At 69.2% G+C, this 12,876-nt stretch carries 11 protein-coding genes; 1 reads left to right on the forward strand and 10 read right to left on the reverse strand.

Annotated elements, in window-relative coordinates; all coding sequences use genetic code 11:
* Nucleotides 1-139 precede the first annotated feature (139 nt).
* Nucleotides 140-1,507, forward strand: coding sequence for a phosphatase PAP2 family protein (locus NP4_RS32710; protein WP_082876425.1), 1,368 nt, complete (start codon nt 140-142; stop codon nt 1,505-1,507).
* Here the strand turns inward: NP4_RS32710 and mnhG are convergent.
* The 10 genes from mnhG to NP4_RS32760 all read right to left on the reverse strand — a co-directional run bounded on the left by mnhG (nt 1,504) and on the right by NP4_RS32760 (nt 12,814).
* On the reverse strand, nt 1,504-1,839 hold the full coding sequence (mnhG, locus tag NP4_RS32715; protein WP_068006213.1) for a monovalent cation/H(+) antiporter subunit G: 336 nt from the start codon (nt 1,837-1,839) through the stop codon (nt 1,504-1,506). The genes NP4_RS32710 and mnhG overlap by 4 nt on opposite strands.
* Entirely contained in the window at nt 1,836-2,096 is a 261-nt protein-coding gene (locus tag NP4_RS32720) for a monovalent cation/H+ antiporter complex subunit F (protein ID WP_062514939.1), read from the reverse strand. The genes mnhG and NP4_RS32720 overlap by 4 nt, the downstream gene beginning before the upstream one ends.
* On the reverse strand, nt 2,093-2,644 hold the full coding sequence (locus tag NP4_RS32725; RefSeq protein WP_068006215.1) for a Na+/H+ antiporter subunit E: 552 nt from the start codon (nt 2,642-2,644) through the stop codon (nt 2,093-2,095). The genes NP4_RS32720 and NP4_RS32725 overlap by 4 nt, the downstream gene beginning before the upstream one ends.
* Nucleotides 2,641-4,245: a Na+/H+ antiporter subunit D gene (locus tag NP4_RS32730; RefSeq protein WP_068006216.1), complete on the reverse strand. Its 1,605-nt coding sequence runs from the start codon at nt 4,243-4,245 to the stop codon at nt 2,641-2,643. The genes NP4_RS32725 and NP4_RS32730 overlap by 4 nt, the downstream gene beginning before the upstream one ends.
* Nucleotides 4,242-4,625 (reverse strand): Na(+)/H(+) antiporter subunit C, encoded by a 384-nt coding sequence (locus tag NP4_RS32735; protein ID WP_068006217.1) that lies wholly within the window; start codon nt 4,623-4,625, stop codon nt 4,242-4,244. The genes NP4_RS32730 and NP4_RS32735 overlap by 4 nt, the downstream gene beginning before the upstream one ends.
* A complete protein-coding gene (locus NP4_RS32740; protein WP_068006218.1) occupies nt 4,622-7,435 on the reverse strand; it encodes a Na+/H+ antiporter subunit A in 2,814 nt (937 codons plus the stop codon). Before NP4_RS32740 ends, NP4_RS32735 begins: the two co-directional genes overlap by 4 nt.
* Nucleotides 7,436-7,556: 121 nt before the next feature.
* Complete coding sequence (locus tag NP4_RS32745) at nt 7,557-8,813, reverse strand: hypothetical protein (protein WP_114755941.1); 1,257 nt, start codon at nt 8,811-8,813, stop codon at nt 7,557-7,559.
* A gap of 121 nt (nt 8,814-8,934) precedes the next feature.
* Complete coding sequence (locus NP4_RS32750; RefSeq protein ID WP_068006221.1) at nt 8,935-11,151, reverse strand: AAA family ATPase; 2,217 nt, start codon at nt 11,149-11,151, stop codon at nt 8,935-8,937.
* 74 nt (nt 11,152-11,225) lie between these two features.
* Entirely contained in the window at nt 11,226-12,104 is an 879-nt protein-coding gene (locus NP4_RS32755) for a CDP-alcohol phosphatidyltransferase family protein (protein WP_068006223.1), read from the reverse strand.
* Nucleotides 12,101-12,814: a phosphatidylserine decarboxylase gene (locus tag NP4_RS32760; RefSeq protein WP_068006225.1), complete on the reverse strand. Its 714-nt coding sequence runs from the start codon at nt 12,812-12,814 to the stop codon at nt 12,101-12,103. The genes NP4_RS32755 and NP4_RS32760 overlap by 4 nt, the downstream gene beginning before the upstream one ends.
* Nucleotides 12,815-12,876: the final 62 nt, after the last annotated feature.

The following is a 12,876-nucleotide window of genomic DNA, read 5'->3' on the forward strand; positions in this document are numbered from 1 at the left end:
CTTCCCCTCGGTTCGCTGCGCTCCCATTTCCCTGTCGCCCGGCCGCCAGGCCGGGCGACAGGGTCGGTGAGGTTTTCGTAGCCGCGCGGTAGCCCATAGTTCAGCTGCTCAGGCGGGTGGCGTTCATCACGCGTTTACTATGGTCGTCGTGCTTCTCGACGACCCGCGCTCAGGTTTGGACGGTGACGACCGCCGGGGGGCGCGCATATCCGGGCGGCGGGTCGCGGTGGGGGCGGCTGTGGCCGCGGTGCCCGTGTTGTTGATCGTTTTGCAGATCGTGGCCTCCCGCAACGGGTTCGAGGGGCCGCTGCACAGTCTGTGGAACGACTTCGTGGGTACGCCGAAGTCGGTGTCGGTGCCGTGGGCGGGGCTGGCGCTGGCGCTGGTGGGTGTGTCGTGGCGGCGGCGGTTCATCATCCTGGGCGCGGCGCTGGCCATCGATGCGGTGTTCGCGGTGGTGCGGGTGCTGCACGGTGGGCCGCTGACCATCGGCAACGGCGCGGTTATCGCGCTGACCGGCCTGGCCGTGGTGGCATGGCTGGGCTGGGAGGGCGCGGACAAGCACAATGCCCTGCACGCGGCCGCGCTGGGCGCGCTGCTGATCCTCGCGACCAAGGTCGGTGACGTGTGGTTGCACATCACCGTGCTGGCCGGACCGAATGTGCTCGATCGCTATGTGCTGCTGGCCGATCACGCGCTCGGCGAACCGTCGTGGGTGATGGGCCGGGTGATCGAGGCGATCGGGCCGGTCGGATACGGCGTGCTGCACTGGGTCTACATCGAACTGCCGGTGGCGGCGATGGTCGTGGCGGCCTGGCAACTGCGTCGAGTCGTGTCCTCGGGGATCTGGCCGAATCACTATCTGGTGCGGACGTTTCTGGTGCTCGGCCTGGTCGGGCCGGTGGTGTACGTGCTGTTCCCGGTGGTCGGACCGATGTTCGCCTTCGCCGCCGACGGGCACGGCCTGCAGATCGGCAACTACTGGCCGCATACCGTGCCGCCGCTGGATCACATCCCCGCGGCGCTGCCCTTCGACACCGTGACCCCGCGCAACTGCATGCCCTCCATGCACACCGCCTGGGCGACGACGGTATTCCTGCATTCGCGCCGCGCGGCCGACGGCTCGCCCGCCCCGCGCTGGCTGCGCTGGGGCGGCGCGTTCTGGCTGCTGGCCACGCTGACCGCGACGCTGGGCTTCGGCTACCACTACGGCGCCGATCTGCTCGCGGGGGGCGTGCTCTGCCTGACCGTGGAATCCGCGCTGCGCGCCCCCGAACGCGGCTGGGATCGAACCCGCATCCAATTGGTCGCCGGCGGAACGGCTCTGCTCGCGACGATGCTGCTGTCGTATCGCTATCTGGCGGTGTGGATGTCCCAGCATCCCTTCCCGGCCGGTGTCATCCTGCTGGGCCTGTTCGCCGCCTACGTATGGGCCTTCCACGCCGCCTGGTTCGCGCGTTCGGCGATGCCGCGGCCGGTGACCGCCGAGCGGGTGCACGCGAATTAGTCCACGTCGTCGCCCAATTCGTTGATCAGCAGCAGGCCGTCGCGATGCCGCTGTTCACGATAGGCGGTGCGACCGATGAGATGTGCGATCGCGGGCGCGGTGAGCAGCGTGAACAGACCCACCAGCGGCAGCAGCCACACATTCGGATGGCCGCGCAGCTGGACGGCCGCGCCGATGAGGATCAGGACCAGCCCCACGACCTGAGGTTTGGTCGCGGCGTGCATGCGCGACAGGGTGTCCGGGAAACGCACGATCGCGATGGCGGCCGTCAGCGCCAGCCCGGCCCCGAACAGGATGGTGAGGTAGGAGATCCACTGCAGCACGGTGTTCATCGGTCGTCCCGCACGCGGAAGCGGGTGACGGCCGCCGAGCCGATGAATCCGACCAGGGCCAGTGCGACGATCGCGGGCAGCACCATGGTGTCGTCGCTGTAGGCGGCCCAGACCGTCAGCCCGGCCATGGCCAGGGCCACCAGGGAGTCGATGCCCACCACCCGGTCCAACGTATCGGGCCCGGCCAGGACCCGATAGCCGGTCAGCACGGCCGCGGCGGTCAGCAGCAGCGCGGCGACGATCGCGACAACCGTCATAATCTCTCCTCGGGAGCCGTTGTGGGACCGGCGGATTCGTGCCATTCGGCGGGCCGCTCGAACGAGCGGATCAGCAGCCGCTCGAGTCGTCGCGTGGTGCGGTAGAACTTGTCCACCGCGGCCTCACTACCCACATCGAGCACATGCACCCACACGGTATGGGTCTGGCGGTCCAATTCCAGCACCATCGTGCCCGGAATCAGATTGAGCAGATCCGCGCACAGCACCAGCACCAGATCCGAGCGGATCTCCAACCGCACCCGCAGCACGCCCGAGACCGGCGGACCCGACGGCCGCACCGCGAACCAGGCGATCTGCAGACTGGACTCGAGCGCGTAATACACACTGACCGCGATCAATTCGACCAGCGTCAGCGGATGCACCCGCCCGTGGATCGGCACCCGCGGCAGCGGCAGCGCGTACATGATCAGCGCGCCGATGGCCAGGCCCGCCAGCACATTCGCGACGGTCACCTCGCCCCACAGCGCGGTGTAGACCACGGCCAGCCACAGCAGCACCCCGATGCGAACCAACCGCTCCCGGCTCATCGCACACCACCGCCCTGCCACGAATCCGCCGGTCCGAGTACGGTTTCCAGATACGACGAGCGGTCCTGCAGATCCTCGGCCGCCCGCTCGGCGATTCCGAGGATCGGCCCCGCGAACACCGTCATGGCCAGGCCCACCGCGATCAGGGCGACGGTCGGGGCGAGCATCAGCCGCGGCATCCGGCCCACATCGGCACGATCGTCGAATCGCACATCGGTGGACTCGTCGATCAGCGCCGAGGGCGCGGCATCCGACAGATCCCCTTCGGGCGCTTGCGCGCGCGGCCGCCAGAACGCCTTACTCCACACCCGCGCCATGGCGTACAGCGTGAGCAGGCTGGTCAGCACCGAACCCGCCACCAGCACCCAGGCCAGCACGCTGCCGTCGGCCACACCGGCCTGCAACAGTGTCACCTTGCCGATGAAGCCCGAAAGCGGGGGAATCCCACCGAGATTCAGCGCCGGAATGCCGAACAGCACCGCCAGCGCCGGACTGGCCGCCAGCAGTCCGCCCAATCGGCTCAGCGACGCCGATCCGGCCTGACGCTCGATCAGCCCGACCACCAGGAACAGCGTGGTCTGCACCAGAATGTGATGCGCCACATAGAAAACCGTGCCGGTGAGTCCGGCCGCGGTATTCAGCCCGACCCCGAACATCAGATAGCCGATATGGCTGATCAGTGTGAACGACAGCAGTCGTTTGATATCGCTCTGCGCGATCGCGCCCAAGATGCCGATCAGCATGGTGAGCAGGCCGCAGATCATGAGGATCCGATCGAACCGCCCGGACGGGAACAGCAGCGTATGCATCCGGATGATCGCGTACACACCGACTTTGGTCAGCAAACCGGCGAATACCGCGGTCACAGGCGCGGGCGCGGTCGGATACGAATCGGGCAGCCAGTTCGACAGCGGGAACACCGCCGCCTTGATCCCGAACGCCACCAGCAGCACCGCGTAGATCCCGCTGCGGATTCCGACCGGCACCTCCGCCATACGCGCGGCCATATGCGCCAGATTCAGGGTTCCGGTCGCCGCGTACGCCAGTGCGATTCCGGTGAGGAAGATCAGCGACGAGACCATCGAGACCATCACATAGGAGACCCCGGCCCGCACCCGATCGGCGCTCGCGCCGAGGGTCAGCAGTACGAACGACGCCGCCAGCAGCACCTCGAAGCCGACGAACAGATTGAACAGATCACCCGCCAGGAACGCGATCGAAACCCCCGCGCTCAGAATGAGATACGTGGGCTGGAAGATCGAGGTCGGCTGGCGTTCGGTGCCGTCGCTGATACCCTGCCCGACCGCGAACACCAGCACCGCCAGCAGCACGATCGACGAGACCAGCAGCATCGCCGCCGAGAGCCGATCCACCACCAGCGTGATTCCGATCGGGGTGTCCCAGCCGCCGACCTGCACCGCGGACATGCCGTGCCGGTCGACCAGATACAGCAGCAGACCCGCGATGGCCACCACGGCGATGAGCGCGGCGATCGAAATCGCCTGCTGCACCCGCGGTCTGCGCCCGGCGATGAGCGTCGCCGCCGCGGTGAGCAGCGGGATCAGTACCGGCAGCGGGGTGAGGACGGGTAGCGCGGTCATTCCTCGGGGTCCTCGCCTTCGCGCCGCGCGGCGACCTTCACATCCTCGGGATCGTTCTCGACCTGTTCGGACAGGGTCAGGACGTAGGCGCGATAGGCCAGCGCCAGCACGAACGCGGCCAGGCCCATGGTGATCACGATCGAGGTCAGCACCATGGCCTGGGCGAGCGGGTCGGCGGGTTCGTCGTGCACCCGATTGCCCTCACCGGTGATCGGCGCCCGCCCGTCGGGTCCGCCCAGGGTGATGATCAGCAGGTTGATCGCATTGCCGAACAACAGCAGCCCCAGCAGCATCTTCGATACCGCGCGTTCGAGCACCAGATAGACGCCGCAGGCCACCATGACGGCGATGAGGATCAGCAGGGTGATGTTGGCACTCATGAGGGAAGGCTTTCGGTATCCAGCCGCGCACCCAGACTGCGCAGCACATCCAGGACCAGCCCGACCACGATCAGATAGACGCCGAGATCGAAAAGCATTGCGGTGACCAGCTTCACATGTCCGACCACAGGCAGCGTCAGTTCGACGATCGCCGAGGACAGCGGCGGCGCGCCCAGCAGCAGCGATCCGGTGGCCGTCGCGGCCGACAGGGTGAGGCCCGCCCCGAGCACATGGCCCGCGTCGACCGGCAGGGCCTCGGCCAGTTCGTAGCGGCCGCCCGCGAGATACCGCAGGACCAGCGCCAATCCGGCCAGCAGACCACCGGCGAAACCGCCGCCCGGTGCGTTGTGCCCGGCGAAGAAGAAGTAGACCGACAGCATCATGATCGTCGGGAACAGCAGCCGGGTCGTCATGGCCAGCACCATCGATCGATCGCGCGGGGCGACCAGGTGTGAGGCCGGAAGCCAATAGGAGCGTGCGGGATCGGGAATGTAGCCGGGTGCGTCGGCCACCCGCGGCAGCGTGCCGAAACGGCGGCTGCGGAACACCAGCGAGGCCACGCCGGTCGCGGCGACCACCAGTACCGAGATCTCGCCGAGGGTGTCCCAGGCGCGGATGTCGACCAGCAGCACGTTCACCGCGTTCCGACCGCCGCCCAGATCGTAGGCGGCGCGCGGGATCCGATGCCAGATCGGTTCGGCGCCGCGGCCCGCGGCGGCGCAGGCGGCCAGGATCGCGACCGTCGCGCCGACCAGGCTCGCCAGGATCGCGCGGCGAATCCTGAAGGGCGCGGTGCGATTCGGTTCGATCTCGGCCGGGAATTTGCGCAGCACCAGTACGAAGATCACCAGGGTGAGCGTCTCCACCAGGAATTGGGTCAGCGCCAGATCGGGCGCGCCGTGCAGGGCGAAGATCACACCGCAGCCGTAGCCGGTCACGCCGACCAACAGCACCCCGGCCAGGCGGTTGCGCATCATGGTCGCGCCCAGCGCCATGCCGATCATGATCAGTCCGATGACCGCCTGAAGTGGGGAATCCCACAGGCGCAGTCGCACATTCGTACGCGCGCCGGTGACGAGCATGCCGATCGGCAGCACGATCAGCGTGATCAGGATCAGTGCCTGATTCAGCGGCAGCGAGCCGCGCTGGATGGCGCCGGTCATGCGCAGCGACAGCTGATCCATCGCACGCAGCGTGGCGTCGTAGACCCGGTCGGCGTTGCCCAGCCATGGATTGGCGGATTCGCCGATGCGGTCGCGGATTTCGAACAGCACGATGCCGCAGGTGATCGCCACCATGGTCAGGGTTACCGGCAGGCCCCAGCCGTGCCACAGGGCCAGGTGGGAGAGGTCCTCTCCCGGAACGGATTCCGCGTACGGCCGCAGCAGCCGGTCCGGTAGCGCCGCGCCGAGTCCGGCGGCCAGGCTCAGCGCGGCCAGCAGCGCCGGGGGCGCGACGAACATCGGATCGGGGCGGTGCCAGTGCGTTTCGGGTTCGGGCGCGCCGATTCGCACCCCCTTGGAACCGAAGGCGCCCCACAGGAATCGGATGCTGTAGCCCACGGTCAGCATCGAGCCGATCACCACGCCCGCGGCCAGTGCCGCGCGCACCGGCGCGGCCAGATTCTCGGCGTCCAGCACCGCGGCGAAGGCGCCCTCCTTGCCGACGAACCCGATCAGCGGCGGGATTCCGGCCATACTCGCCGCCGCCAGCGTCGCGACCACGCAGAGCACCGGCGCGCGCCGGCCGATTCCGGACAGCCGCCGCAGATCTCGCGTGCCCGCGCTGTGGTCGATGATCCCCACAACCATGAACAGACACGCCTTGAACAGCGCGTGCGCCACCATCAGCGCCACCCCGGCCAGGGCGGCGTCCGGCGTGCCGAGACCGAGCAGCACCATGAGAAAGCCCAGCTGACTGACGGTTCCGAAGGCCAGCACCAATTTCAGGTCGTACACCTGCAGCGCCCGCAGACCGGCCAGCAGCATCGACAGCAGGCCGAGGGTGAGCACGATCGGATGCCACGGCGCCGCGACCGCGAAGGCCGGGGACAACCGCGCCACCAGATACACACCGGCCTTGACCATCGCCGCCGCGTGCAGATAGGCGCTGACCGGGGTGGGTGCGGCCATCGCGCCGGGCAGCCAGAAGTGCAGCGGCACGATCGCCGATTTGCTCAACGCGCCCACCAGGATCAATACGATCGCGATCCCGGTCGACCAGTCGTGCGGATCGGCGCGCCGCACCACCTCCGACAGCAGATAGGTGCCGTCGCGCTGACCCAGCACGATGATGCCGACCAGCATCGCCAATCCGCCCGCGCCGGTGACCAACAGCGCCTGCAGCGCGGCCCGGCGTCCGGCGACATGTTCGGCGTGATGGCCGACCAGCAGGAACGACAGGACGGTCGTGGCCTCCCAGAAGGTGAACAGCAGCAACATATTGTCGCTGGTGACCAGGCCGAACATCGCCCCGGCGAAGGCGACCAGATAGCCCGCGAAGATGCCGAGGCGCTGCCGGTCGTGATCGTCGAAATAGCGGGCGCAGTAGGCCAGGATCAGCGCGCCGATGCCGAGGACCAGCGCGGCCAGGATCGAGGAGAGGGCGTCGAAGCGCAGCTGGAGATTCATGTGGATGCCGGGCGCCCACCGGATATCGATCGCCTGCCCGCTGTTCCAGTTGGCGGTCACCCAGCCGAATCCGGCCAGCGGGACCAGGGCCAGCAGATAGAACGCCCGCCTGCCCAGCGACCGCACACACGGCGGCGCGAGCAGTGCGGCGGCGGCATGCGCGAGCAGGATAGCGAGCAAACGTCACTCCGTCGGGTCGGCGGGGTGGTGCGGAGCCGATCTTACTTGTCGCATGCCCGATTCGACCGCCGCGCGGCTATGGGCTGGGCCATGTTCGGCGCGCTCGGCTATATGTGCGCAATCATCGTTCGGCCGCGGCGTCGCTCGGCCGCCGAACCACCGGCTTGCGCCAGCGTCGCAGCGCGATCAGGCCGAATACGCAGCCGATCGAGATCGCCAGCGCGGTCCAGTACGGGCTGGCGGTATTCGGGGTGGGCGTCGGGCAGTAATACCAGTGCCCATCCTCGATCGACACCGTGCCGCGTTCGCTGTAGCCGGAGTGATCGCGCAGCGAGGCGACCACCGACGGCACGAATACGATGCCCATACCCAGCACGCGGGTCGGGTTGTAGCGGGGCGCGGCCGCGCTGAAGCAGTAGCCGCCGATGACCGCGAGCACCACGCTGAACAGCGCCGCCCGCAGAGGTGAGCCGCCGGCCGCCGAGGTCAGCGCGCCGAACAGGGCCAGCAGCACGAGGACCAGCAGTGCGGCCATCGGGGCCGCGCGCCGAAAACCCAGTACGATCCCGCCGCCGATCGCCGCGATCAGGGGCAGTGCGGCCCATGCCGGTACCTGCGCGGGAATGGTCGACGAACCGACCGCCGACAGTGCGATGGCCAGCAGCACCAGCGTGCCGTCGCGGCGCGGCAGCAGCATGGCCGAGATCAGCCCGGCCACAATGGTCGCCGCCACGGCCACGCCGATGGCGGCGGCATTGTCGGCATGGCGGGCCAGCCATTCGGTGCCGAACAGCGTCACACCGATGAACAGCGCCCCGGCCACGATCGGCGCCATCGGCAGTTCGACCGCGCGTCGTTCGATACCGGTCCGGTTGCGGTTGGCGACAGTGCCCAGCGCGATGGCGATCAGGGTCGCGACGATCAGCCACAGCGGCGGATTGTCCCCGGCCGGGCTGTACATCGGGGCGCCCGCGGGGGTCCGGCGCGCCTCGCCGTGCGGAACCCGAAGCGCCACACCCATCGCGACGCTGGTGAGCGCGCCGAGCGTCCAGCCGAAGACCTGTGGTCGCGCGTGCATGACCGCGGCGGCTAGCGCGCCCAGCATGATTCCGGCGGCGATGGCGTCGACGAAATTCACCGTGGACAGTGAGGTCGCCGGGCCCGAATGCGAGGTGGCGACATGGTTGACGCACATGATCGCGATACCGCACAGCGCCGCGCCCCAGGCGGCCAGCCCATGGTTGACCGTGGTCGCGAATACGGCCACGACCAGGGCGATGATTACGCCCGCGGCAATCGAGCGAGGCAGGCTGACGGCCAGCAGATCCAGTTGCAGCGCCGAGGTTTCCGAGGACCAGGCAAAGTTGATCGGCAGCATGAGTGACATCCCCGCAACCAAGGTGCCAAGGAATGCCGTACCCGTCTCGTATGCTCCGCGACCGCTTCGCACCAGGCCAAATTACCTGTGAAACCGATCACGCCCGGACTCGACGTGCCGGTTACTGGATATTTGCCCGATTTTCCGCGTACTGCCGCAGCGACTCGACCTGATCGGCCTGCAGCGACGGCCGCACGGTCGCGCGGGCCGCGACGACGTCCGCGCCGGAGATATCGGCGGCGTCCACATCACGTCGCATGGCGGCCAGGGCCGCCTCGCGCAGCAGGGCCGCGCAGTCGGCGGCCGAATAGCCGTCGAGGTCGGTGGCCAGCGCCGTCAGGTCGACGTCATCGGCGAGCGGGACCGAGCGGGCCGCGGTGCGCAGGATCTCGGTGCGCGCGGCCGCGTCCGGGGGCGGGACGAAGACCAGGCGTTCCAGACGGCCGGGCCGAGTCAGCGCCGGATCGATGAGTTCGGGACGGTTGGTGGCGCCGACCACGACCACTTCGCGCAGCGGTTCGACCCCGTCCAGTTCGGTGAGCAGGGCGGCCACCACCCGATCGCCGACGCCGGAATCGGTGCTCTGCCCGCGGCGCGGCGCGAGGGCGTCGATCTCGTCGAGGAAGATCAGCGATGGCGCGGAATCGCGTGCGCGCTGGAACAATTCGCGTACGGCGCGTTCGGAGGAACCCACCCATTTGTCCATCAGCTCGGCGCCCTTCACCGCGTGCACGCTCAGCTGTCCGGTACCGGCCAGCGCGCGCACCAGGAAGGTCTTACCGCAGCCGGGCGGACCGTAGAGCAGTACGCCGCGCGGCGGATCGATACCGAGGCGGGCGAAGGAATCCGGATGGCGCAGCGGCCACAGCACCGCCTCGGTGAGCGCCTGTTTGGTCTCGACCATATCGCCGACGTCGTCGAGGCTGAGGCTGCCGATCGCCAATTCCTCTGTGCCCGAGCGCGACAGCGGCCGGATGACGGCCAGCGCCCCGACCAGATCCGCCTGGGTGAGCACCGGATCGCTGTGCTCGCGGCTGGCCCGCGAGGCCGCGCGCAACGCCGCCTCCCGACACAGGGCGGCCAGGTCGGAGACCACGAAACCCGGTGTGCGCGCGGCGATCTCCAACAGTTCCAGCTGTTCGGTGGGCACCTTGCGCAGTAGTTGTTCGAGCAGATCCTTGCGGACGGCCGCGGTGGGCAGGGTGAGCGCCACCTCGCGATCGCACAGATCCGGTGCGCGCAAACGACTATCGATGCCCGCCGGATGAGAGGTGGTGGCCAGGAACGCGACTCCGGGCGTGGCCACGGCCGCGCGCAGCTGGTCGAGAATGAGGGTGGCCACCGGTTCCGGCTCGGCGGGCAGTAATGCATCGATATCGGTGATCAGCAGCACTCCACCGGGGCCGGAACAGATTTCGCCGACCGCGAGGCCGACCTCGCGCAGCCGGGTGCCGCTCTCGGTCGCGCCCACCGTCGGCCCGTCGAGTTCGACGATGCGGCGCGGGGTGGCCACCGCCCGCGCCAGCGTGGCCTTACCCGCACCGGCCGGGCCGGTGACCAGGACGCCCAGATGCGGTGGGGCGCCGAGGGTTTTGAGCAATTCGGGTTCGTCGAGGGCGAGGCTGAGCCATTCCGACAGCTTGCCCGCCTGCGGGCGGACCCCGGCGAGATCGGCCACCGCCACCGCCGACGGGCGCTCCCGCACCCGCATGCGCGTGCCGGGCAGTCCGGTCTGGGTCTCGTGTCCCGCGCCGGGATCGTGGGAGGCGTCGACGGTGGGAACCCCCGCGCCCCAGACCACCGCGCTGTTGGGCTGCACGCTGACCGGACCCCGCACGGGATCGGTGGCGGTGACGGTCAGCAATTCGGAGGTCCACGCGATGCCGAAGGCCCGCGACAGCGCCTGCGAGGCGGCCGCGGTGCTGGTGCCCGGGCCGAGATCGCGCGGCAGCAGCGACACCGCGTCCCCGACCGTGACCACCTTGCCCAGCAGCGCCTGCCGCAGCGTCTGTTCCGGAATCGACCGCATCGCCTGCACCGATCCGGTGACCGACAACTGCCGCGCCCCGAACACGGTCGCGGGCGCGACCACCACGGTCGCGTCCTCCTTGATCCCCGCGTTCGACAGTGTCACATCATCGAGCAGCGCCACCCCGGTCGGCGTCCCCGCGGGCGCGACCCCCGCCACCGCGGCCGTCCGCCGCGACCCGATCAACGCGATCCCGTCCCACTCCCGCAACCCCAACGCCGCCAACGCCTCCGGATGCATCCGCACCACCCCCCGCCGCGCGTCGGCAGCGGACGGGTTCAACCGGGCAGTCAAAGACAGTTGCGACACGCAGCAATAGTATTGGCGCTGCCTCCGGCAGCACGGGTTCGTGGCGCCCTGAGCCGCGCCACGAACCTCTCAGGTCAGCGCTGGCGCTGACCCGGACGGCGCAGGCGCAGGCGGGCCGAGGACACCGAGACGCGCAGGGCTGGGCGGCGGCGCGCGGCGCGGCGCTGGGCGCGGCGTTCGGCCGGTTTGTGGTGCCAGACCTCGGGACGGGCCGCGACCCAGCGCTGCGAGCGCCAGGCGAACGGGATGTGCACGAGGTACAGGCCCACCAGAACCATCAGCAGGATGAGCGGATAGGTGACCAGGGCCGCGGCGGCCAGGGCCACCAGCACCAGCAGCATGGCCGCGGCCTGCGGGGCCACCGACACCGATTTCATCGCCAGCGTCGGAATCGTGCTGACGGCCAGCAGCGCGGCGAAGACCGTCCAGACCGCGACGACCGGGAAGTCGTTCCACCACCCGGCGTGGAACTGCTCGTGCAGCGCGACCGGCAGCAGCGCGATCAACGCCGCCGCGGGTGCGGGCACGCCGACGAAATACTCACGCTGCCAATCGGGACGGGTGTCGTCGTCCATCAGCGTGTTGAAGCGGGCCAGCCGCAGCACCAGGCTCACGGTGTAGATCAGCGCGATGATCCAGCCCGCGCTCTCCTCGCGCAGAAATCCGATGTAGAGCACGAGCGCGGGCGCTACGCCGAAGGAGATGGCATCGGACAGCGAATCCAGCTCCGCGCCGATCTTGGTGGTGGCGGACAGCATTCGCGCCAGCCGACCGTCGAGGGTGTCGAGTACGGCCGCCGCGCCGATCATGGCCAGCGCCGTATCGAGGGAATTGTCGAGGGTGAACTTGACCGCCGACAGTCCCGCGCACAGCGCGAGGATCGTCACCACGCTGGGCAGCAGGCGGACCGTCCGGCGTCGATGGCCCTTGCCGACCACGGTTTCTTCGATCATGACAGCTCGGCCAGCACCGTCTCCCCGCCGATCGTGCGCTGCCCGGGCTCGACCAGCAGCCGGGTTCCGGCGGGGAAGTAGGTGTCGACCCGGGAGCCGAAGCGGATCAGTCCGTAGGTGTCGCCGATGATCAGGCCGTCGCCGACAGTGACATCGCAGACGATTCGGCGCGCCAGCAGTCCGGCGATCTGCACGACCGTGATCAGCTCTCCGGACGCGGTCTCGAGCACCATCGAATTGCGCTCGTTGACCGCACTGGCCTCGGGCAGATCCGCGGAGCGGAATTGTCCACGCCGATAGGCGATATCGCGCACGGTGCCCGAAACCGGTGTGCGCTGCACATGCACGTCGAGCACCGACAGGAAGATGCTGACCCGAGGCAGTTCCTCGGTGCCCAGATTCAATTCGGCCGGGGGAGCTGCCTTGTCGACCAGTGCGATCTGCCCGTCGGCCGGTGCCACCACCACGCCGGAACGGTTCGGCGGCACCCGATTCGGATGCCGGAAGAACGCCGCCGTCGCCGCCGCGGCCGTCAGGCCCGCACGCCGCACCCAGGTCCGCTTGCGGCCCACCAGCGCCACGGCCAGCGGCGCCGCCACGAACGGCAGGCCGGCGGGATGCAGCGGCGGAATCGCGTCGCGGACCAGGTCGGCGACATGGCCGAGCCCGGTGCGTTCGGGCGTGCCGGGCGGTGTGGGACGACGGGCCACAGGCTCCTCTTTCGTGCGCGGGTGTCTACGCGGTTGTCGAGACCGCGCTCACACCTTACGGG

Source organism: Nocardia pseudobrasiliensis NBRC 108224, from assembly GCF_001613105.1.
In the GTDB taxonomy this organism is placed as follows: domain Bacteria; phylum Actinomycetota; class Actinomycetes; order Mycobacteriales; family Mycobacteriaceae; genus Nocardia; species Nocardia pseudobrasiliensis.

Coding starts and splice junctions, on each gene's coding strand:
- NP4_RS32720 (WP_062514939.1), bottom strand. CDS start 2,096: ATGACGGTTGTCGCGATCGTCGCCGCGCTGCTGCTGACCGCCGCGGCC.
- NP4_RS32710 (WP_082876425.1), top strand. CDS start 140: ATGGTCGTCGTGCTTCTCGACGACCCGCGCTCAGGTTTGGACGGTGAC.
- NP4_RS32730 (WP_068006216.1), bottom strand. CDS start 4,245: ATGACCGCGCTACCCGTCCTCACCCCGCTGCCGGTACTGATCCCGCTG.
- NP4_RS32725 (WP_068006215.1), bottom strand. CDS start 2,644: ATGAGCCGGGAGCGGTTGGTTCGCATCGGGGTGCTGCTGTGGCTGGCC.
- NP4_RS32755 (WP_068006223.1), bottom strand. CDS start 12,104: ATGATCGAAGAAACCGTGGTCGGCAAGGGCCATCGACGCCGGACGGTC.
- NP4_RS32735 (WP_068006217.1), bottom strand. CDS start 4,625: ATGAGTGCCAACATCACCCTGCTGATCCTCATCGCCGTCATGGTGGCC.
- NP4_RS32745 (WP_114755941.1), bottom strand. CDS start 8,813: ATGCTGCCGATCAACTTTGCCTGGTCCTCGGAAACCTCGGCGCTGCAA.
- mnhG (WP_068006213.1), bottom strand. CDS start 1,839: ATGAACACCGTGCTGCAGTGGATCTCCTACCTCACCATCCTGTTCGGG.